The organism is Thalassospira sp. HJ (assembly GCF_000948415.1).
Lineage (GTDB): Bacteria > Pseudomonadota > Alphaproteobacteria > Rhodospirillales > Thalassospiraceae > Thalassospira.
The window spans coordinates 155163-175888 of the sequence record NZ_JYII01000020.1; the positions used below are offsets into that span (position 1 = coordinate 155163).

Consider the following 20726-nt stretch of genomic DNA (forward strand, 5'->3'; position numbering starts at 1 on the left):
TTTAACTTGAACAGAGTATGTCGGATGATATGCGCGCACATTCATGGCGACTTGCCCAAGCACACATAATCAACAAGCGACCTCAGGCATTCTAAACCTTGGTCATCGTGTTCGCTGTCACATGTGGGAAAGTGAGCAACCTGCCACCCACCGGAAGCTGCATCCAGATGGTCTGGCTGTATTGCAGCTGGGTGAAATTGTCTGTGCCATCGAAAGCTTCGAGCCAGTATGTAAAATCGTAGCCTTGCACATTCGCATGTTGCTGCTCGAACCCGATATTGGTTACCGCGCCCTTACCGTTGGATGTGCTCATCGCCAAAGTAAGGAAACCAGAACATGGCCGCGCGGCAAGGGCTTCGTTCAGAACCAGGTTCGGGTTGGCTGTATAGTTGGGCTGGGGATTCATGACAGGATCAAGGTTGGTGTATTGCGGCGGCAGACTGGAAAAACCCTCTGGCAATACGCTTACGGGTAGAATTTCTGGCACCCCATTGATGGGGCCGGCATTTAGATCATAGTTTCCCAGCGCAAGGATAGAGTTGCCATGCGGCACAGATACCTGTTTCACCAGATTGAAAGCCTGCGTGGGTGGCATGCTGTTGGTGACATTCTTGTTGCCGATTCCCGGGCTGTCGCCGTTTCCGTAAGGTCCGAGTTGCTGGAACCCGTCGCGGAGGAACAACAAAGACCCATTTTCGGCGTGAACGAGTGCGTCGGTATTCGGACCTTCGGCGAAATACACGCGCTGTTCATAGAAAAGGGTATAGGCCGTCTGAGCGCCAATTCCGCCGCGATTTTCGGCGTTACCGTGAATGGCCGAAAAGGTTAATTCTTCATAGTATGAGAAGTTCTTGAGGATGAAACCCGATGGACTGGTCGGGTCCACCTGCGGCAATGGCATCACATTATAGGAATATGGAGATTTGGAATCACCTTTTTCCGTGCCTGGCAAGTTCTGGTTTGTCCATGTACCGATCAGATAATGCAGAGGTCCAAGATCGGTTATTGGTACACCGGGTGAGGTTTGAACTGGCTCTGTGATGAGCGGCTTAGACAAGTCCGGCTGGGTATTGGGCGAAGTATCCTGCATATTCATAACCTTTCCGGTTGATGAATACCCCCCAAACAAACAGATATGACATTGTCGCAACGACCAATACGCTTCTCTTAACTCCTCGCAAAGCAGTTATCTTTCGAGGAAAATCAGTCAGTGCGAGACCTTGTTTGTCCATTATGAAGTGCGGGAAGCATTTCATTTAAAAACGATATTTTCGCAATATTCTCTCTATTGTTTTCTACTTATAGGTTTATATAATTTTTCTAAATTAATAGCAATGAAAACAATTATTACGAGATTATGATTGTTAAATTTCTCCGAAATATTGCGTAAATTATCGCTGGGCACTGGACCCAAACAGATCAAGATCGTAAATTCTTGGTCTGTTCATCGATGTGAGATACTTAGAAAATTGCTTAAGTTTGGGCAGTTCGTATGCCCGATCTATCCTGCGTCCGGATTACCGGTCGCGAGCGCAAAAAGCCATTTGCGCAACAGACTATCAAGCTGTTCGCGTTCCTTCTCGCTTAGTGCTTCCATAATTTGATGCTGGTTGGCGACATGGTCGGTGACGGCGGCGTCGATCAGCTCGAACCCCTGATCGGTGAGGGCAATGACGAAGCCGCGACCGTCTTCCGGGTTGCGCTGGCGCGTGACGAGCCCGGCCTTTTCAAGCTTATCGAGGCGATTGGTCATGGTGCCCGATGTCACCATGGTCCAGTCGATGAGTTCCGACGGGCTTAGGGCATAAGGCGGGCCGGAGCGGCGCAGGGTTGCCAGGACATCAAAGCTTGCCGGTGACAGATCGTATTTTTTGAAAACACGTTCGTGGGCAGCGCTTAACTGATTGCGCAGCCGCCCCACCCGGCCAATCACGCCCATTTGCGTGACATCGAGGTCGGGTCTTTCACGGCGCCACTGCGCGAGAATGCGATCAACTTTATCCATGGTTTGATGTTCTCCCAAATATTTATCTTGACGTCAAGATTTCTGAATATATCTTGACGTCAAGATAAATGGAGGTATCCCATGAGCCGAACGACTGATTTATGCCTCACAGCACTTGCCCCGATCATCTGGGGAAGTAGCTATATCGTCACAACGGAAATGCTGCCCGACGGCTTTCCGCTGACCGTTGCGCTTTTGCGGGCGCTGCCGGCGGGTTTGATCCTGTTGCTTGTTGTGCGGCAATTGCCGCCTGCGGGATGGCGGACCCGGGTGTTTATCCTGGGTGCACTGAACTTTGCCGTGTTCTGGTCGATGCTGTTTGTCGCGGCCTATCGCTTGCCGGGCGGGGTGGCGGCAACGCTTGGCGCGATCCAGCCGTTGCTTGTGCTGTTTCTGGCCCGCTTCGCGCTTGGATCGGGCATCACGATGCTGGGGATTGTTGCCGCGGTTTCGGGATTGATCGGGGTGGCGATGCTCGTGCTTGGCCCGACCAGCAGCCTTGATCCGGTTGGCATTGCGGCTGCCCTTTTGGGGGCCGCATCGATGGCAGCCGGCACCGTGATGACGCGTAAATGGCAGCCGCCGGTTTCGCCACTGACCTTTACCGCCTGGCAATTGACCACAGGCGGGTTGCTTCTGATCCCGGTCGCGCTGGTCGCTGAGCCCGGCTTTCCGGCCCCTAGCCTGACCAACCTTGCCGGACTGGTGTGGCTGGGTCTGATCGGAGCGGCGCTGACCTATTACCTGTGGTTCAGGGGTATTGCGCGACTGGGTCCGACGACCGTGACAAGCTTTGGCTTTTTAAGCCCGACCAGTGCGGTTTTGCTCGGCTGGATCATTCTGGGCGAGGCGCTCAGTTCCCTTCAGATGTTTGGGGTGATTGTCGTGCTGGCGAGCATCTGGCTTGGCCAACGCGCCGCCCGCCTCAAAGCGTCACCAGCCGCAATTCAGCCCGCGATAACCGACCCTGCCCCTCGCACCACCTGAAAATTTACGCCCCACATATATAAGGAAACGTCCGATGAAAATTGTCCTGTTTGGCGCCACTGGCGATGTTGGAACCGCCACCCTGCATGAAGCCATCAAGCGCGGCCACAGCGTCACTGCGATTGCGCGCAATATCGATAAGTTGGCGCATATGCCGGGTGAGGTTGCACGTGAAAGCCTTGATGTGCTGACCAATCCTGAGCGGATCACCGCGCTGATGGCAGAGCATGACGTCGCGATCAGTGCGCTGCGCCCGATCACGGGATCGGAAAGCCTGCTGGTCGATCTGAGCAAGGTGCTGCTGGATGCGGCACGTAAAACCAAAACCCCGATTTATCTCACCGGTGGCGCTGCGACCCTGAAGCTGGCGAATGACAGTGGCCACACGGTTCTGACCGCACCGGACTTCCTGCCCGATGCCGTGCGCCCGATTGCCGAGGCCTGTGCGAAGCAGGATGCACTGTTTGATCAGTATGACGATGTGCAATGGACCTGCCTGCGTCCGCCCGCGATGCTGTTCCAAGGTTCGCTGACCGGTCAGTATGTGCGCGGCACCGATACGCTTGTGCCCGATCATGACGGGATGGCGCGGATCAGCTTTGCCGACTTCGGCTATGCCATGGTCGATCTGATCGAAGCCGGCAATGGCGGGCAGCAGCGCCTGACGGTGGGGTATCAGAACAAGGCGGCTGCCTGAAGAACCACCTGCACTGTAATATAGAACAGAAAAACGGGCGGCTTTCATGGCCGCCTGTTTCTCGTTGCATAAATATGATCAGGAAGAAGCTTTGATGCGGGCAAAGACTTCATCAAGGGCAATATGAAGGGCATCGGTGCCCTTTTCGCGGATGAAGGTTTGCGCGACCTGTTCGTTCAGGCCGCCTGCGGTGATGTGGCCGTCATAGAGATCGGCAAAGCTTTGATCCGGGGATTTGTCGGTGTTTTGCGCAAGGCCGGAAAACAGGGCCGCGAGGTAACGGCGTGCATCGGCATAGTCGGATCCCTGTTTGACCATCCATTGTGCGGCACTTTCAAGCACGGTGAAATAGGTCGCCATCAGGGCACTGCCCGCCGCATAGCTATCAAAGGCATCAATGGTCGCGGCCGCCACTGCGCCGCCGAGCTTTTCAAACAGGGTCATGACATCGGGCGAGCCCGGATAGACCGCCGTAACGCAGGCATGATGTTCGACCGGCGGCAGGGGAATGGCGCGGTCACATTGCGCGTTGGTGCCAAGCCAGAACTTAAGATCAGCAATCGGAATGGTCGCGATCAGACTGACAATCTTTTTGTCGTCGGGTACGCGCAGTGTTGAGAGAACATCCCCGGCAATTTGCGGCAAGACCGCGAGAAAGATCATGTCCGACTGATCAATGATTGTCTGATTGTCGTCTTCGACCCGCACCCGGTCAAAGTCGGCGGCGAGTTTTTGCGAGATATGTGCGCTTCGGCGTGAAACGATGATTTCGCTTGCCGGGTAGTCACTGGTCAAAAGACCGCGAATGACCGCATCGCTGATTGCGCCGGTTCCGATAAAGCCAAGTTTCATTGAAAATCCTCTGTGACGAAGGCACCGGTCAGGTCCGGCTCCTGGATCGGGCCGTCCTTGCCATCGTAGGCGGCGATCACGCGAAATTCCGGACCATCGACGGTGGAATGGCTTTCATACAAACAGAAACGATCAACAGTGAACACCCGCGAACTCACATCGCCATGATCGACAATCGCCTGTTCGATGGATGCGCGCGCCGCATCGCGATTGCGCCCGAGCGTGATGTGCGGGGTGAATTTGCGCATATCCATATCCGGGCATTCATCCAGCGCCACAAGCGCGTTTTCCACCCGGTTGGCAAGTAGGCGGAGTGCCGGTTGATCCTTTACCCCGGCCCAGAAAATGCGGACCTTGCGGCTTGAGGCAAACATATCAAGCCCGGACACCTGCAGATCAAACGGTTCGAACGCGACCTGCGACAATGCCTGATCAATTTCGCCAGCAAGGCCTGGATCGACATTGCCGATGAATTTAAGCGTAATGTGCATGTTTTCCGGGGTCTGCGCATCCAGCCCCTTGATCGCGCGCCCCAGCGGATAAAGCTCCACCGCAATATCGTGGGGAATTTCCACACCAACAAACAAACGCATGTCTTAAGTCCAATTCAGGTTCGGGGTGGAAGTAAACGACGTCACGCCAAAAACGTGACGTTTATCCGGTTGAGCGTTCCGGCAGCGGCAAGGCGTCATCCTCGCCATCGATCTGCGGGAACTTGCCCGCGGCCCAGTCGGCTTTGGCGGCCTCGATCCGATCCTTGCTGCTTGATACAAAGTTCCACCAGATATGACGTTTGCCAAGTGGCAAACCGCCGAGCAGCATCACCCGGCAATCGGTTTTGGCAACGATATCAGGGATTTCTTCGGGCGCGACATAGGCAAGGGTTTCGCTGTCATAGCTTTCGCCATCAATCAGAAGTGTGCCGGAAACAACATAGACCGCGCCTTCCTGATTTTCGCCGGGCAGAAGCAGCTGTGCGCCTTCGTCCATGGCGACATCAAGGTAATAGAGCTTGGATTTGACCGGCACGGGGGCGGTTTTGCCAAAGGCCTCGCCTGCGATCAGGCGCATGTGAAGACCGGCATCCTCGATGATGGGCAGGTCATCCTTGGGCACGTGATAAAAGGCGGGATCAGATTCTTCGTCCTCTTCGGGGAGGGCGACCCAAAGCTGCAAACCATGCAGGGCGTGAACGGAATTGCGCACAATCTCGGTTTCGCGTTCGGAATGGGTGATGCCCCGGCCCGCATGCATCCAGTTGAGATCACCCGGGGTGATTTCAATATTGCTGCCGAGACTGTCGCGATGAAGGATCGCACCATTGAAAAGATAGGTGACGGTAGCCAACCCGATATGGGGGTGCGGGGGCACATCAACGCCGTGGCCAGTTTCGAATTTCACCGGGCCCATGTGATCAAAGAACACAAACGGGCCGACCGCGCGCGCTTCGCGATGGGGCAGAATGCGCCGGACCGTCATATCCCCAAGATCAGCTTCCTTGCCAGTAATGCGGGTCACCATGGGTCGCCTCCGTCTTGGATTAAAGGGATACGGCAGGTTTCCCCGCCGTATCTCTGAAGTCTGGGATCAAAATCTGACGATCCTGTGACCGAAGGGCGAAGGCCTTACGGGCAGGGATAGGTGTAGATTTGATGGATTTTCTCGATCTCTTCGAGAACGTGATCCGAAAGCGTGATGTTGGCCGAACCGATATTGGATTTCAGCTGTTCCATGCTGGTCGCGCCAATAATGTTCGACGTCAGGAACGGGCGCGAATTGACATAGGCCAGCGCCATCTGGGCCGGATCAAGACCGTTATCACGGGCAAGCTTCACATAGGCCTCGGTCGATTTGATGCCGTTTTCCTTAAGGTAACGACCGAAATATTCCGGCCATTTGGAAACGCGCGCGCCTTCCGGACGGGCACCACCAAGATATTTGCCCGAAAGGGCCCCGCCACCCAGCGGCGAATAGGCGAGAAGTCCGGCATCTTCGCGGATCGAACATTCAGCCAGACCAACTTCATACTGACGTGTCAGAAGGCTATAGGGGTTCTGAACCGAAGCCACACGCGGCCAGCCGTTCTTTTCAGCCAGGGCCAGAAACTTCATCAGGCCCCACGGGCTTTCATTCGAAAGCCCGATATGGCGGATCTTGCCGGCCTTGACCAGCTCATCAAGGGCCTCAAGGGTTTCCTCGATCGGGGTGAATTCTTCTTCCGGGTCGTGGGTGTAGCCCAGTTTGGAGAAGAAGTTGGAATTCCGATCCGGCCAGTGGAGCTGATAGAGATCGACATAGTCGGTTTTAAGACGCGCGAGCGATCCGTCGATTGCCTCAAAGATCTGCCCGCGGGTCAGACGCGGCCCGCCACGCACATACGGGAAGCGATCCGCCGGACCGACGACCTTGGTGGCAATCACCAGATCATCACGACGGCCGCGTTTTTCGAGCCAGTTACCGATGATGGTTTCAGTGGCGGTAAAGGTCTCTTCCATCGCCGGGACCGGATACATTTCGGCGGTATCGATGAAATTGACTTCGTTGGCAGTGGCGTAATCAAGCTGTTCGAAAGCTTCTTCCTGTGTGTTCTGCTGGCCCCAGGTCATGGTGCCAAGGCAGATCACGCTGACATCAATGTCAGTCCGCCCCAGTCGACGATATTCCATATGAAATTCCCCTGTTTTGCACCGCGCGACCCACTGGATCGATGCGGCACATGATTTTGCAATGGTATGAATATATCCGCTTGATCGCGTGATGAAACCGCTGGCGGGGAAATTTCTTGTTATCGGGTGTCAGGCGGGCTTGGCGATGCCCTAGATAAACAGGGTCAGAACCCCAGTATAGCCATAGAAACGGTCATTGCAGATTTCGCCATTGCCGTAAAAACCGGTCAGCGGCAAATCACCCAATTCATCACGGATGATCATCATTTCGCGGCTTTCGGTGCCAAAAAGATGCGGGCCACGGGCGACACAACTGCAATAAAGCGCCCCGCGCGGTTTACCCGGCAGGCGTTTTTGCAAATCAGCCAGCATGCGGCGCAAATCCTGTTCGGCGGCCGCCCCATCGCGGCGGACAAAGCGGATGGCGTCACCCGCCTGCACATCGCCGCTGATCGCGATCATGTTGTTTTGCGGATCAATGCCCATCAGATTGCGCACGACGAAATCACCGGTATCAGACCCCGGCACCATCAGGGCGGCGTGATAGCGGCCCGATGCCATGGATTGCTCACCGCCGTCGGAATCAAGCTCTTCCTTGAGCACCTCAAGTGCGGGGCGATCATCAAGGGTGGCGACAATGCCTTCGCGGCCTTCGGTCACGCGATGGACCGGACCGACGGGGGTGCAGGCCTGACTGATGCCGACCTGAACACTGGTCTTGCCATCAAACAGAACGCCCGAAAGACCACCATCCACCACACGATCAGCAATCTGTGGCGCGCCACGCTCGCCCGAGGCAATACCGCCCACCAGATAGGTCGACCCCAATCGCGCCAGCTCAGCCAATTGACCAAGGCTGTCGGGGGCACCCGGATCGCCATGCACCAGACCAAAGATCGGCTGCAGACGATCAATCGCGCTTTGCAGATCAGGGGCATCAAGATCGGCATCGGATTTGAGCGGTTGGAAGATATGAAATTCGTCACGGGCAAAGGGGGCGACCATGACAGAAGCCGCCGGAACGCCGAAATAGGCCCGGCCAGAACCGCAGACCCCGACACCGGACGTTCCAATCCAGTGTTCAATCGACAGGCGGGAACGCAGGAAGGTCAGGATACTGCCAAGATCTTCGGCAAGCGGTTCGGAGACATATAAAAAAGCCAGCGCCTGCTTTGGCAGCGGTTCCTTTTCGAGAAGTTCTGCAAGCTCGGATGCGACCGAGGCCCAGTTTTCGCCGCTGGCATGTGCCGCCCGAAATTCCGCCGTCATGCTGTCTCCCGTTACTGACTGGTCAGGCTGCCCGGGTCTTGTGCCCGGTCGCGAACCAGAAATCCACTTTCCTACATCTAAGCATTGCGCCAACCCTTCGACAAGGGCCAGCAGGGTGGTTTGTCACCAAGCCCGGGCCAACCGTCAGGCGACATGTTTGCGCAAAATCTCCATCGCGGCATTTAGCTGCGTCATGCGCTGGTGGGAACCATAATTGCTGTCGGGATGATGGATAGCGGCAAGAACGCGGTATTTCGCACGGATCGCGCGCAGGTCCGGACGGGCACTGGGCGGAAAGCCCATGACATGAAGGGCCTCATTAAAGGTCGTGACACCGCGATCCAGCGGATCAAAGGCCAGATTATCAACAATCTGACGCAGACGTTCGAGTTCTTCGCGCGATTGCAGAAGCTCAACAGGTGGTTCTGCCTGACGTTTCTTGAGCGCGCGTGCCTCTTCGAGGGCAGCCCGTTCGGCGGCGAGAACATCAGATTTCTCGACGCGCATATTCACATCACCGGCATCAAAATCGATCGCCATCTGCAGTGCCTTGCGCACCGTGACCACCGAAAAGCCCGGCGGCAGGCGCAATTGCAGGCGTGGCTTGCGCCGCCACGGGCGCCCTTCGGCCGGGCCGGATTTCAAAACGATGGTTTCGCGGTCGCTTTTCGGCGGGTCGCCGGGATCCTGATATTCCTCAATCGCCTTTTCCGGGACGATCAGCATGACCGAGCGCGCCAGATCGGCGGCATTCACGCCGCGCCGTTCTGCCAGTTGTAGCACCGCATCGCGAAAGATCGAGGAACAGGGAATGGTGTAGGACTGCTTGACGGTGGAAGAAGACGACACAGAACAATCCCTTTAAGGCATTGAAGTATTTGACTTAAACTAACGAAACCGAACGTTGAATGCGCAGATCACACTTGCCGTTCAGCTTGATATTTAGGAAGTGTATCGACGGATTCCGGCCCCTGCAACTGCATTTGCAGTCAAAATTGAATCGCTTCCGATTCATTCACAGGCCAATTGGCGACTCGTTGGGAATCAATGGAATCCCCTTAGGACATTCAACACATTGATATCGCTGATAATTTGTTAGTCGACGTGTATTTCCCACACCCGCTACGCCTATTTCGGCCAGTTGGAAGTTATCCACAGAGCGCACATTGCGAGCACAAGTGCGAATTTGATCTAATGTATTGAATTATAACGATTTATCGTAAGTTCACTGCAAAACACGGTCAACCTCCCGGCAAAGCCAAAACCTCCAAATTCCGAATTTGCAGGCTGCCTTCTGTCGGGGAAGATTTTCAAAAACAACATACGCAGTTAACCGAAAGACAGTTCGGAACATAACCGAAAGTAAATGAGGTGTTAATTTCACACCAAACACCCTGTTTTGGTCCCCAAATGGGGATTTTCAGGCGAGATTCATGGGGCGAACACCACTCCATGGGGTTACATAACTTGTTGAATTTAATCGATTATATATCTTCCAACTGTAATCCCCAGGCCTTTGGCGGGTGCGTCGGGGTAATCGTTTCGGGTTGTTGATGTTTTCTATCTACATATGCAGTTTTTCACTGCTTTGATGCGGCATAATTGCGCTGATTTGCGGATTTGTGAAATTTTATAACCTGCTGAAAGCCGCATAAACCCTTGGAAAGCGGTTGATTTTCCGCATCGCCGTCAAACCCGGCGCAAGAATTGTTCAGGCATCCTTTTCCCTACCGCCTGTTCGCAGCTGCGGTGATGCGAAGCATGGATGTGTTAGCAAAAGCGGGGTTTGGTTAAGGCTATGGCGTGCCGAATTCATCCCGATCGCCGAAATTGGCTGTTTTCGGGGGATTTCGCGCCAGGCGCCTGCACGGCAACGCAGGGTTTTCGCTGTTTAGCTGGCGTCCGTGGTTTGCAGCAGGCCAATTACGGCGGGCAGGATCCGCTTGACAATGACCTCGACACCTTCGGCATTGGGATGCATGCCGTCATCCTGATTAAGGCCGGGTTCCGCTGCAACGCCTTCAAGGAAAAACGGATAAAGATCAACCTGATAGCTGCTGGCAAGGTCAGGATAGATGCTGTTGAATTCATCACCATAGGCCGCCCCCATATTGGGCGGGGCCATCATGCCAGCCAGCAAGACATCGACATCCATGCCGCGCAGTTTTTCAAGGATTTCTGCCAGGTTCTCGCGGGTTTGGGACGGTTCCATACCGCGCAGCGCATCATTGGCGCCCAGTTCAAGCAAGACGGCATCAGGCTTTTCAACCAGTGCCCAGTCAAGGCGGGCAAGGCCCGCTGCCGTGGTATCGCCCGAGACGGAGCTGTTGATGACTTCGACGTCATGGCCAGCTTCCTTAAGCGCTGCCTGAAGTTTGGGGGCGAAGCCGTTTTCATGGGCAAGGCCATAGCCCGCCATCAGGCTATCGCCAAATAAGACAAGGGTTTTTGGCGTTTGATCGGCATCCTGCGCACGGGTTTCATAGGCAAAACCGCCCACCCCAAGCGTTGCAACGGCAAGGGTCGCAAGCGCCAAGCGCGCGGATTTGCGCGCCCGCGATGACAGCTTGTGCGTGAACTTGATTACAGTGTGACCTTGCCCAAACGCCAAATTCATTACAAATCTCACCTTGATATGCTGCGATCTTGCGAGAACGGTTTGCAACCGTTTACCCTTATAGAACGCAGACGGAAGTCATTCAGATCAAAAGAAGTCTGAACCAGAAACGTCCTGATCCGTAAGCTTATGTAACCTGCTTTGTTGATCTTGCAACGGACAACCCGATAGGACCTGAAATGAGTGTGACCGAAACCACCACGATACCGGAACAAAATATTGCGGCATCTGGTGAAGTGCCAAAACAGACAATTGATGTGCAAAACCTGAAGCTGCGGCTGCAGGGTCCGGCCGGGATTGTCGAGATCCTAAAGGGGGTCGATCTTTCGATTGGCGCTGGCGAGCGCGTGTCCCTTGTTGGTCCGTCCGGGTCGGGCAAGACATCCCTTTTGATGGTTATTGCCGGACTGGAACAAGCCCAGGAAGGTGTGGTGAAGGTCTGCGGCAACGACTTGCGCGCCCTTGATGAAGATGGGCTTGCACTTTATCGCCGCCATCATGTCGGCATCGTGTTTCAGGACTTCCATCTGATCCCGACCATGAGCGCATTGGAAAACGTTGCGCTTCCGATGGAATTTGCCGGACGCAAGGATGCCTTTGAAAAGGCGCGCGAGGAATTGGAGCATGTCGGGCTGGGTCACCGTACCGATCACTATCCGGGACAGCTTTCAGGCGGGGAGCAGCAGCGCGTGGCACTCGCCCGTGCGCTAGCCACCGATCCGGAGCTTTTGCTGGCAGATGAGCCGACCGGCAACCTTGATGGTACGACCGGTGAAACGATTATTGAATTGCTGTTTGATCTGACCAAACGGCGCGGGTCGACTTTGCTTTTGATTACCCATGATCCGGGGCTTGCCGAGCGGTGCGATCGCACGGTGATGCTGCGCGACGGCGAAATCGTTTCGCATCTGGAATCGCAGTCATGAGCACAGCGGTTACTCCCACAGATGGCGCGGACCGCCTTTGGTCCATTGCCTGGCGGGTCTGCCGGCGCGAGTTGCGCGGCGGGCTGTCGGGTTTTCGTATTTTCCTCGCCTGCCTTGCGCTGGGTGTCGGCTCGATTGCTGCTGTCGGAAACGTTTCGGAATCCGTTCTATCAGCACTCGAGCGCGACGGACGGAAGCTTTTGGGGGGCGATGTCGAACTCCGCCTGACCCATCAGGAAGCCACCGGCGATCAGATCGAGTGGTTAACCGCCAACACCGAACGGGTCGCCGAACTGGCCACCATGCGCACCACGGCCTATGGCCCGGACCAGCGCCGCCTGGTGGAGCTTAAGGCGGTTGATGATGCCTATCCGCTGTTTGGCGAGATGGTGCTTGCCGATAGTGTGCCCTTTGAGGGCATCCTTGATCAGAAGGATGGCGTTTGGGGGGCTGTGACCGAGGCAGGCTTGCTTGAACGGCTTCGGATCAATGTCGGTGATACGGTTGCCCTTGGCGATATTGATGTTCAGATCCGCGGCGTGATCGCAACGGAGCCCGACAAGGCAGTTGGCTTTTTCAACTTTGGCCCGCGCCTGATGGTGTCGATGGACGGGTTGATGGAGACCGGGCTGGTGCAGCCGGGAAGCCTGATCCGCTATTATTACGCTTTGGATATCAATGATAATGAAACCCCGACCGCCTTTCGCGAACGGCTTGAAGAGCGGTTTGAGGATGCGGGCTGGCGCATTCGCGATACCGCCAATGCAAACCCGGGGCTGAAACGCTTTATCGAACGGTTGACCCTGTTCCTGACCCTTGTTGGTCTGTCGGCCCTTCTGGTCGGCGGCATCGGGGTGGCCAATGCGGTGCGCAGCCATATCGAAAGCAAAACATCCGTCATTGCGACACTTAAATCTATCGGGGCGTCGCATGCGCTGGTGCTGCGGATTTACTTCCTGCAGATCCTTGTGCTGGCCCTGATCGGGATTGGTATCGGGCTTCTGATCGGTGCAGTGACACCGGCACTGATTGCGCCGCTTCTTTCCGGGCGGTTGCCGATTGATGTGACACTGGGTCCGGCATTGCCGTCGCTTGTCATTGCGACCAGCTTTGGCGTTCTGACCACTTTGGTCTTTGCCCTGCCGTCGCTTCTGCGCGCACGTGAGATTCCGGCAGCGCGATTGTTCCGGGCCAGTGCCGGCCTGTTTAGTGGCAGTCCGGTGCGCAAGCGTGACCTGCCCTATATCGGTGTGCCGCTTGTTCTGTTGCTGATCCTGACTGTGCTGACTGCGACCGACAAGGCGATTGCCCTTGGCTTTATTGGCGGGTCGGCCGCGGCCGTGGTGATTTTCACCTATGCCGGGCAAAGTATCGTATCCCTTTCGAAACGGTTGATCACGGGACGCAGTGCCTTTTCCAGACTGGCGCTGGCCAACCTGCACCGTCCGGGGGCAAGCACCGTGCCGGTTGCGCTGTCGCTTGGATTGGGATTGACGTTGCTGGTGACGATTTCGGGGATCGAGGGCAACCTTGATAACGAGATCAACGAGAACCTGCCGGACTCTGCCCCGGCCTTCTTCTTCCTGGATATCCGCCCGGATCAGATTGATCAGTTCCGCGGTCAGCTTCTGGCACAGGATAATGTTTCGGATATCGAACAAACACCGATGTTGCGTGGTCGGGTCACAGCGGTCGATGGCGTTAATTCCAACGATGTCGGGCCGGGCGATGATCGCTGGTTCCTGCGCGGTGATCGCGGTTTGACCTTTGCGGCCACCCCGCCGCCCGAAACCAAGCTGGTGCTCGGTGAATGGTGGCCGGCTGATTACAATGATGCGTCCAAGCCGCTTGTTTCGATCAGTGCGGATATCGGCAATGCCTTTGACCTTGAGCCGGGCGACACATTGACCGTCAATGTGCTGGGCCGTGATATCACGGCCGAGATCGCCAACTGGCGGGAGATCGAATGGCAAAGCCTTCGCATGAATTTCGCGATGGTGTTTTCACCGGGCCTGATCGACAAGGCGCCCTATAGCCTGATCGCGACTGCGCATATGCCGCGCGAAATGGAAGAACCGGTTGATCGCATGATCGGCCTGGACTTCCCGAATGTCTCGGCGATCCGGGTGCGTGAAGCACTCGAAGCGGCCAACGCCATTCTGGCCGGGATCGGAACGGCACTTAATGCGACCAGCATGATTGCGATTGTCGCAGGTGTGCTGGTGCTGGGCGGGGCGGTTGCGGCCGGTCGGCGCAAACGCATCTATGATGCCGTGGTGCTCAAGACCTTGGGCGCAACACGGGCCAACATCCTTTATGCCTATGCGCTGGAATACGGGATCCTTGGCCTTGCCACCGGCGTGATCGCGGCCCTGGTCGGATCGGTTGCCGCTTGGTCGGTGTTGGTTCTGATCATGGAAGCCAACTGGGTATTGCTGCCAATGACCATCATCGGACCGATTGCGATTGGCCTGTTTGCCACACTGGCAGCCGGCTTCGTCGGTACCTGGCAGGCACTGCGTAGCCCGGCCGCCCCGTTGTTGCGCAACGAATAAGCCAGCCGACACCAAAGACCTTAAGCAGACAAGGCCGGATCCATGGGGACCCGGCCTTGTTTTTTGCAAAAACCGTTTCGTAAACGATTTGAAATCAGGGACTGAAGATCAGGCCATATCGCGCAAGACACGGCGGACCACCTTGCCGGTCGTCGTCATTGGCAACTGATCAAGGAAGGCGATCTCGCGCGGGTATTCGTGTGCCGCCAGTCGGGTTTTGACGAAGTCCTTGATTTCGCTTTCAAGCTCCGGGCTTTGGGCAAAACCATCGGCCAGCACGACAAAGGCCTTTACGATCTGGCCGCGCTGATCATCGGGTTTGCCGATGACACCAGCCATGCGGATGGCAGGATGAGCAATCAGACAATCTTCGATTTCGCCCGGGCCGATGCGATAGCCCGCCGAGCTGATGACATCATCATCGCGCCCGACAAAGCGGATATAGCCATCGGCATCGACACAGCCCATATCGCCGGTCAGCAGCCATTCACCGACAAACTTGTCACGCGTGGCTTCGGGATTGCGCCAATATTCAAGGAACATCACCGGATCGGGCGCACGCACGGCAATGCGGCCCATTTCACCGGGCTCCAGCACCTTGCCACCGAGATCAATCACCGCGACATCGTGCCCGGGTACCGGACGACCCATAACGCCGGGCTTTGAGGCCATCATCGACTGACAGGAACTAACGACCATGTTGCATTCAGTCTGGCCATAAAACTCGTTGATCGTGACGCCAAACACCCGGCGCCCCCAATCAAGGAGTTCTGAGCCCAATGCTTCACCACCACTTGCAATAGAGCGAAGTTTAAAGTTGAACTTTCGCGCCATATCGTCACCGGCGGCACGCATCATCTTAAGCGCCGTTGGCGGCAGGAAGGTATTGCGCACGCCATATTCGGCCATCAGGCGAAAGGCATCTTCGGGGGTGAATTTTTCAAACCGGTGGGCCACCACGGGCACCCCGTGATGCCAGGCCGGCAACAAAACATCCAGAAGCCCGCCGATCCAGGCCCAGTCGGCCGGGGTCCACATGACATCGCCGTCTTCGGGGAAGAAATCATGCGACATTTCGACACCGGGCAAATGGCCGAGTAACACCCGATGGGCATGCAAGGCGCCCTTTGGCTGCCCGGTGGTGCCCGATGTGTAGATGATAAGGGCTGGTTCATCGGCACGGGTATTGACCGGCTCGAACTCGTCACTGGCTTCTGATGACAGGGCCTTGAAGTCAAAGCAGTTATCGGGCGCACCATCGATCACATAGACATATTCAAGGGCAGGCAGCAGATCGCGGATTTCAGCGATTTTGGCCGCCCCTTCCTTATCGGTCACCAGCGCCTTGGCGGCACAGTTGCCCAACCGGTATTCCAGCGCATCGACGCCAAACAGCGTAAAGAGCGGCACGGCGATGCCGCCCATTTTGTAGGTCGCAACATGGGCAATCGCCGTTTCCGGGCTTTGCGGCAATAGGATGCCGACCCGATCACCGCGCCTTATCCCATGACGGCGCATGACATTGGCAAAGCGGTTCGACAGGCGCTTGATCTGTGAAAAGGTGTAATCACGGCGCGTGCCATCGCGTCTGCGATGCATCAGTGCCAGACGATCCGGATCGTCCGCCCATTTGTCGCAAACATCGACACCGATATTAAAGTGGGTTGGCACGTTCCATGAGAATTGCGAACGCACCGAAGCATAGTCAGAACGACTGCCCAGCATATTTCCTCCCTGAATTCGCCGCTGTTATTTGTTTTTGGCTGCGGCAAATGTTGCGATGCATGCTAGTGGCAATCGGGAGAAATTGGAAGGTCTCTGTTAAGGGGACTTCTGCTTGCGGTTCTTTAGCTGCCCGTGTCCAGCAGGAAGGTGAAGTTCGATATCTGCCCGGCATCGCTGGTGGCACGTGCGTGACAACCAAGGCAGGTGGCGTCATCCTGATCCTGCATGAAGCTTTCAAGCGTGCTGTTGGTCAAAAAGCGCGGCACCTCGCCAACACCAAATGGCGCACCACCGGGATTACCGATCCATTGCGTGCCAAGCAGCATGTAGTTTGCCAAGACATTGCCAGACAGTTTGCTCTGCCAGACAAAGTTGCCTTCGGCTGTGCCGGAGAACAAGCGCCAGCAGCGCACGATATCAGGTGATGTTGGCGTCTCGCCCGAAGACAGGCGGGCATAAGGCGCGGCATCCGCCCATTTCAATGCGTCGGATATCGGTTGATTGGCCGGGCTGCCACTGGCGGTCTTTCCACCATAGAAAGCGTAGGCCTGATCGAGGGCGCCGGGGGAAAGGCAACCATTTTCAAACGGCTCCTTGGTGATGATGCTGTTGGGGCGTCTGGCATTGGCGGCCAGGGGGACATTGTCGACATGCTCGAAACTCGCCCAGATCCAGCGATCCCCATTGCCACTGGCCACCCGTTGAACCAGATGCATACCAACCAGCCCGACCGTGACATCAAGACACTTGACCTGCCCATCAAGCGTCTGATCCCCGCCAAGCGAGATCCGTGCTGGTCGGGTGACATAGCGGTTGTTCTGTGTTGCTTCATCGTCGGGCAGAATTCGCCATGCGAATTTCAGCAGTTGCGCGCCCATCTGACCGGGCGCCGAAGCCGGAATGACCGAATCAGCGTTGGGTGCGGGATTGACCGAGGCCAGCTTCACCGCATCGGCCATTTCGGGGTCCAGATGGCCGGTCGGGAAGTCGATGGCCTGCCCGGATTTGGCGAATGCTGCCCGCCCGAGTCGGGTCTGAAGGGTGTTGGCAGTGATATAATCGGACGCAACCGGATTGATGCGGGTTTCAAACAGAACGAAGTTGCCCGCCTGATCAATCAGGACATCGCCCGTCGATTGCAGATAGCTTGCCAGCAGCAAATGCCCGTCGGGCAGATCGTTGGCACAGGCCGGATTGGGATAGGTGACCTCGTCAAACAGATCGCGACGTGTCGGGAAGGTTTCCCAATGGGCTTTTTGATCCGGCTGATCGAGCGGGGCCATTAGCGATGTAAAGGCCTGCCATGAAAAGCGGTCAAACGGGCGCTGCGCGTGATAGGCGAGAAAACGATAGACGAAACTGGCATCAAATTCCGGTACATCGACCGGGGCAATGGCGCATGGGGCATTGCCACTGCCATCAGCGCAGAATTCCGATCCGGCATAAGTATCGGTAAAGACCGGAATGTCGCCATCACCGGGCGTGCGTTTAAGGTTGGCATTTTGCGCCTGCCCGGCTGAGGCGATAGCACAGACAAACCCCGCAATCAGCGCGCCCGTTGCCATTGCGCGCGCGAAACCCCGGAGCGGGTTTGGCAGCGACATATGGCTTGTGAAGGGGCGTGACATGGGCCGTGACATAGTGCGGGGCCTATATGCGTTGATGGAATGCTTTGCGAGTCCCTAAGACCGTCATTATAGACCGGTTTACAAAACCTGTCCTAACTGGCTGATTTCACGATAGCGTCATATCCGGGGTGAACAAGTTCACATCTGAGGACAGCGTAAGCGTGCGCAATCTGGCAAAACGTTGCTTTTCACAGAAATCCTGCCATATTTTGATCATCGCAGAGGTATATCAGTGCCTTCTGCTCATTATTGGATCAAAGAGGGATTTCAATGGCTTTTGAAACGCGTCAACGCGGCTATGACGTCTCGGTTGGCCGGTCGGCGGCCGAGATCGATGAAGGTCTCCGCGCCTATATGCTGCGTGTCTACAACTACATGGCATCTGCACTTGCCTTGACCGGTATCGTGGCAATGGCTGTGTCGACCAGCCCGACCCTGATGCAGGCTATTTTCGGCACTGGACTGCACTGGATTGTCATGCTGGCCCCGATCGGGCTTGTCTTCTTCCTGAGCGCACGCATCCACAAGATGAGCTTTGGTGCCGCACAGGCGACATTCTGGGTCTATGCAGGTCTGATGGGTCTGTCCCTGGCGTCGATCTTCCTGGTTTACACCGGTGAGTCGATTGCTCGTACGTTCTTCATCACCGCGGGTACCTTTGGTGCGATGAGCCTGTTTGGCTACACCACCAAGAAAGACCTGTCGGGCTGGGGCAGCTTCCTGTTCATGGGCCTGATCGGTATCATCATCGCGATGGTGGTGAACATCTTCCTTGCAAGCACGATGCTGCAGTTCGTCATTTCGGCGGCTGGTGTTCTGATCTTCACGGGCCTTACCGCCTATGACACCCAGAAAATCAAGGAAGAGTATCACGAGCACGACGATGCAACGACCGCAGGCAAAAAAGCCCTGTTTGGCGCGCTGCGTCTGTATCTCGACTTCGTGAACCTGTTCATCATGCTGCTGCACTTCTTCGGTAACCGCGAATAGAAGTAAGCCGGCATACGCAGTCAAAACCCCCGCAGCAGCCGCTGCGGGGGTTTCTTTTTGTCTGAATTCCTGATGGGTAACTGTGGCCGGGATCAGTGGGATCAGGAAGCGCCCGCCGCATCCTTTGCCACCTCGCCCCCGCCCGTTCCGCCGGTGGCATCCATGACCGCCTTGCGATGGCCAAGCTGAGACAGGAAGTTTTCCGAACGAGAATAGCCGCCTGATGCCGCGCGTGCTGCACCCTTCGCCCCGGCTTCGTTAAAGGCCTCGTAGGCTTGTGAATAGCTCATCCGCGCGTGGGTGAGCATTTCGATATCCTTGTGCAGGTTGCCATTGGTCAGATAGACGGTCGCGAGCGCAAACATGATCCGGCCCCAGATATAGGGCTGATCGCGCCTGGCGCAGACCTTGAGTGCGGCCTGAAAGACCGGGACAACCTGTGTATCGGGAATGGTGACATCGCGGATGGTCGCAGAAGACACAATCGCCTCGGCCAGGCCATAGGCAATTGTCGCATATAGCGGACCGTGCACACGGGCATTGATCATGCCAAGTGCGCGGCGGTAGTGACCGGCCCCCTTATCGACAATTTTGGCGTCTTCCTTGTCCTTGCCGGTGAACACCATGGCCTCGCCCAGTTTGCAGATCGATAGCGCCCGATCAACCGGTGAGCCCATGGAAAGTTCGATCCGGCGTTCCAGCATGCGCCAGATCGCAATCGACAATGCGCCGGGTCGGGCTTTGAGATTGGCGACAAGCGACCAGTTCACAAGTGCCCCGTAAAGCGCAAGTGCGGCGGTGGTACGCGGATTGACCTTGGAAAAATCACTGACCCGATCAAGCAGTTCGGTGGTCTGGGCTTCATGGTTGGCCTGATCCGCGGCCGCGCCAGAAAGCGTTTCGCCCTTAAGCCCGGTTGGTGCTTCGGTTTTGCCCGCAGCCGCCACTGGCTTGTCAGCGATATCGCTGATCATCTGGCGGATATAGGGTTCCATGACACGAAGCGCGCTGCCGCAGTAAGACCGATCCCCGGTTTCAGACAGGACAAACGCCCCGAAACCATAGGCCAGTGCCGCACCAGAGCCAGCCTGCGAGAAGACATCGCCGCCAAGGACACGGTCCTGCAAATCTTCCATGATCGCGGACAGTCGGGCGATCTGAAGCGCGCGCTGTTCGCCGCCGCGCGATTTCAGCACCAGCTGGGCATTCAGCAATACACGCAGGGCCTCGGACACGTCGGCATGGGTTGGCTGCCGGAAGCTGTAAACCTGCGGCAACATCAGGTCATAAAGCGAGGATGTCAGCGCATCACTGACCATATAGAGGTCAAGGTGGCCATTGCGGGTATCCTGACGCCCCCAGAAGGCGGTATCGGCATCCTTGCGGTGTGCAAGGTTAAGCACACCCAATTGTGCCTCGCGGATGGCCTGGAACGGGTCGGCGGCATCGGGGTTAGGAGAAAAGAACTGGTCGACACGGATCCCGGCACTTTCGGGAACAGATGACAGGGCTGCCATCACGATGTCGGTGATTTCGTCGCTGGTTTCGCCGCCGATCTGGGCGTTGGTCTTGTCCGGGCTGAAACGTGCAACGCCATATTGGCACAACACGCCACTGGCCGTCAGGCCATGCCCGACACCATCCCCCATGTCATCGACAGTTTCGGCACCCGTGATCAAGGATTTGAACACAAGGCCAACCATTGACCAGAAACCAGCCATTCTTGTCCTTATCCATCCCCTGCATATCGGAGCCTCGATCGCAGGAGTTCAAGACTTTTGTCAGAACATTTTCGTCCTGTATTTCGGG

Annotated in this window: 17 protein-coding genes; 5 read left to right on the forward strand and 12 right to left on the reverse strand. The window is 56.3% G+C overall.

Annotation, left to right across the window (positions count from 1 at the left end):
• Positions 1-91: 91 nt before the first annotated feature.
• Together UF64_RS16480 and UF64_RS16485 are read right to left on the reverse strand one after the other, a co-directional pair.
• Positions 92-1096 (reverse strand): heme-binding protein, encoded by a 1005-nt coding sequence (locus UF64_RS16480; RefSeq protein ID WP_200892692.1) that lies wholly within the window; start codon positions 1094-1096, stop codon positions 92-94.
• A 405-nt stretch (positions 1097-1501) separates the two neighbouring features.
• Positions 1502-2005, reverse strand: coding sequence for a MarR family winged helix-turn-helix transcriptional regulator (locus UF64_RS16485; RefSeq protein ID WP_044829710.1), 504 nt, complete (start codon positions 2003-2005; stop codon positions 1502-1504).
• An 81-nt stretch (positions 2006-2086) separates the two neighbouring features.
• Between UF64_RS16485 and UF64_RS16490 the strand changes: the two genes are divergently transcribed.
• Together UF64_RS16490 and UF64_RS16495 are read left to right on the forward strand one after the other, a co-directional pair.
• Positions 2087-2992, forward strand: a complete 906-nt coding sequence (locus UF64_RS16490; RefSeq protein WP_044829711.1) for an EamA family transporter — start codon at positions 2087-2089, stop codon at positions 2990-2992.
• 34 nt (positions 2993-3026) lie between these two features.
• Positions 3027-3689, forward strand: coding sequence for an NAD(P)-dependent oxidoreductase (locus tag UF64_RS16495; RefSeq protein WP_044829712.1), 663 nt, complete (start codon positions 3027-3029; stop codon positions 3687-3689).
• Positions 3690-3767: 78 nt separating this feature from the next.
• On the opposite strand, the gene UF64_RS16500 is transcribed toward UF64_RS16495, so the two are convergent.
• The 7 genes from UF64_RS16500 to UF64_RS16530 all read right to left on the reverse strand — a co-directional run bounded on the left by UF64_RS16500 (position 3768) and on the right by UF64_RS16530 (position 11093).
• Positions 3768-4541, reverse strand: a complete 774-nt coding sequence (locus UF64_RS16500; RefSeq protein WP_044829713.1) for a pyrroline-5-carboxylate reductase — start codon at positions 4539-4541, stop codon at positions 3768-3770.
• Complete coding sequence (gene thpR, locus UF64_RS16505) at positions 4538-5134, reverse strand: RNA 2',3'-cyclic phosphodiesterase (protein WP_044829714.1); 597 nt, start codon at positions 5132-5134, stop codon at positions 4538-4540. The genes UF64_RS16500 and thpR overlap by 4 nt, the downstream gene beginning before the upstream one ends.
• A gap of 61 nt (positions 5135-5195) precedes the next feature.
• Positions 5196-6062, reverse strand: a complete 867-nt coding sequence (locus UF64_RS16510) for a pirin family protein (protein ID WP_044829715.1) — start codon at positions 6060-6062, stop codon at positions 5196-5198.
• A gap of 104 nt (positions 6063-6166) precedes the next feature.
• Complete coding sequence (locus UF64_RS16515) at positions 6167-7207, reverse strand: NADP(H)-dependent aldo-keto reductase (RefSeq protein ID WP_044829716.1); 1041 nt, start codon at positions 7205-7207, stop codon at positions 6167-6169.
• A gap of 150 nt (positions 7208-7357) precedes the next feature.
• Positions 7358-8476, reverse strand: coding sequence for an FIST C-terminal domain-containing protein (locus tag UF64_RS16520; RefSeq protein ID WP_044829717.1), 1119 nt, complete (start codon positions 8474-8476; stop codon positions 7358-7360).
• Positions 8477-8620: 144 nt separating this feature from the next.
• Positions 8621-9325, reverse strand: coding sequence for a J domain-containing protein (locus tag UF64_RS16525; protein WP_044829718.1), 705 nt, complete (start codon positions 9323-9325; stop codon positions 8621-8623).
• A gap of 1042 nt (positions 9326-10367) precedes the next feature.
• On the reverse strand, positions 10368-11093 hold the full coding sequence (locus UF64_RS16530) for an arylesterase (protein WP_044829719.1): 726 nt from the start codon (positions 11091-11093) through the stop codon (positions 10368-10370).
• 179 nt (positions 11094-11272) lie between these two features.
• On the opposite strand from UF64_RS16530, the gene UF64_RS16535 reads away from it, so the two are divergent.
• Together UF64_RS16535 and UF64_RS16540 are read left to right on the forward strand one after the other, a co-directional pair.
• Positions 11273-12019, forward strand: coding sequence for an ABC transporter ATP-binding protein (locus UF64_RS16535; RefSeq protein WP_044829720.1), 747 nt, complete (start codon positions 11273-11275; stop codon positions 12017-12019).
• Positions 12016-14574, forward strand: coding sequence for an ABC transporter permease (locus tag UF64_RS16540; RefSeq protein ID WP_044829721.1), 2559 nt, complete (start codon positions 12016-12018; stop codon positions 14572-14574). Before UF64_RS16535 ends, UF64_RS16540 begins: the two co-directional genes overlap by 4 nt.
• A gap of 108 nt (positions 14575-14682) precedes the next feature.
• Here UF64_RS16540 and UF64_RS16545 read toward each other — a convergent pair whose 3' ends face one another.
• Positions 14683-16299, reverse strand: coding sequence for an acyl-CoA synthetase (locus tag UF64_RS16545; protein ID WP_044829722.1), 1617 nt, complete (start codon positions 16297-16299; stop codon positions 14683-14685).
• A gap of 122 nt (positions 16300-16421) precedes the next feature.
• Positions 16422-17927 (reverse strand): hypothetical protein, encoded by a 1506-nt coding sequence (locus UF64_RS16550; protein ID WP_235285120.1) that lies wholly within the window; start codon positions 17925-17927, stop codon positions 16422-16424.
• A gap of 270 nt (positions 17928-18197) precedes the next feature.
• Here UF64_RS16550 and UF64_RS16555 point away from each other — a divergent pair, with 270 nt between their 5' ends.
• Positions 18198-18917 carry a Bax inhibitor-1/YccA family protein gene (locus UF64_RS16555; RefSeq protein ID WP_044829724.1) on the forward strand — a complete coding sequence of 240 codons (720 nt, stop codon included), beginning with the start codon at positions 18198-18200 and terminating at the stop codon, positions 18915-18917.
• A gap of 101 nt (positions 18918-19018) precedes the next feature.
• Here the strand turns inward: UF64_RS16555 and UF64_RS16560 are convergent, their stop codons facing one another.
• Positions 19019-20638, reverse strand: coding sequence for a hypothetical protein (locus UF64_RS16560; RefSeq protein ID WP_152630722.1), 1620 nt, complete (start codon positions 20636-20638; stop codon positions 19019-19021).
• Between the last annotated feature and the right edge of the window lie 88 nt (positions 20639-20726).

Excerpts from the sequence above, each read along its gene's own strand:
- UF64_RS16480 (WP_200892692.1), bottom strand. The coding sequence starts at position 1,096 with ATGAATATGCAGGATACTTCGCCCAATACCCAGCCGGACTTGTCTAAG.
- UF64_RS16485 (WP_044829710.1), bottom strand. The coding sequence starts at position 2,005 with ATGGATAAAGTTGATCGCATTCTCGCGCAGTGGCGCCGTGAAAGACCC.
- UF64_RS16490 (WP_044829711.1), top strand. The coding sequence starts at position 2,087 with ATGAGCCGAACGACTGATTTATGCCTCACAGCACTTGCCCCGATCATC.
- UF64_RS16495 (WP_044829712.1), top strand. The coding sequence starts at position 3,027 with ATGAAAATTGTCCTGTTTGGCGCCACTGGCGATGTTGGAACCGCCACC.
- UF64_RS16500 (WP_044829713.1), bottom strand. The coding sequence starts at position 4,541 with ATGAAACTTGGCTTTATCGGAACCGGCGCAATCAGCGATGCGGTCATT.
- thpR (WP_044829714.1), bottom strand. The coding sequence starts at position 5,134 with ATGCGTTTGTTTGTTGGTGTGGAAATTCCCCACGATATTGCGGTGGAG.
- UF64_RS16510 (WP_044829715.1), bottom strand. The coding sequence starts at position 6,062 with ATGGTGACCCGCATTACTGGCAAGGAAGCTGATCTTGGGGATATGACG.
- UF64_RS16515 (WP_044829716.1), bottom strand. The coding sequence starts at position 7,207 with ATGGAATATCGTCGACTGGGGCGGACTGACATTGATGTCAGCGTGATC.
- UF64_RS16520 (WP_044829717.1), bottom strand. The coding sequence starts at position 8,476 with ATGACGGCGGAATTTCGGGCGGCACATGCCAGCGGCGAAAACTGGGCC.
- UF64_RS16530 (WP_044829719.1), bottom strand. The coding sequence starts at position 11,093 with ATGAATTTGGCGTTTGGGCAAGGTCACACTGTAATCAAGTTCACGCAC.
- UF64_RS16535 (WP_044829720.1), top strand. The coding sequence starts at position 11,273 with ATGAGTGTGACCGAAACCACCACGATACCGGAACAAAATATTGCGGCA.
- UF64_RS16540 (WP_044829721.1), top strand. The coding sequence starts at position 12,016 with ATGAGCACAGCGGTTACTCCCACAGATGGCGCGGACCGCCTTTGGTCC.
- UF64_RS16545 (WP_044829722.1), bottom strand. The coding sequence starts at position 16,299 with ATGCTGGGCAGTCGTTCTGACTATGCTTCGGTGCGTTCGCAATTCTCA.
- UF64_RS16550 (WP_235285120.1), bottom strand. The coding sequence starts at position 17,927 with ATGTCACGCCCCTTCACAAGCCATATGTCGCTGCCAAACCCGCTCCGG.
- UF64_RS16555 (WP_044829724.1), top strand. The coding sequence starts at position 18,198 with ATGGCTTTTGAAACGCGTCAACGCGGCTATGACGTCTCGGTTGGCCGG.
- UF64_RS16560 (WP_152630722.1), bottom strand. The coding sequence starts at position 20,638 with ATGGCTGGTTTCTGGTCAATGGTTGGCCTTGTGTTCAAATCCTTGATC.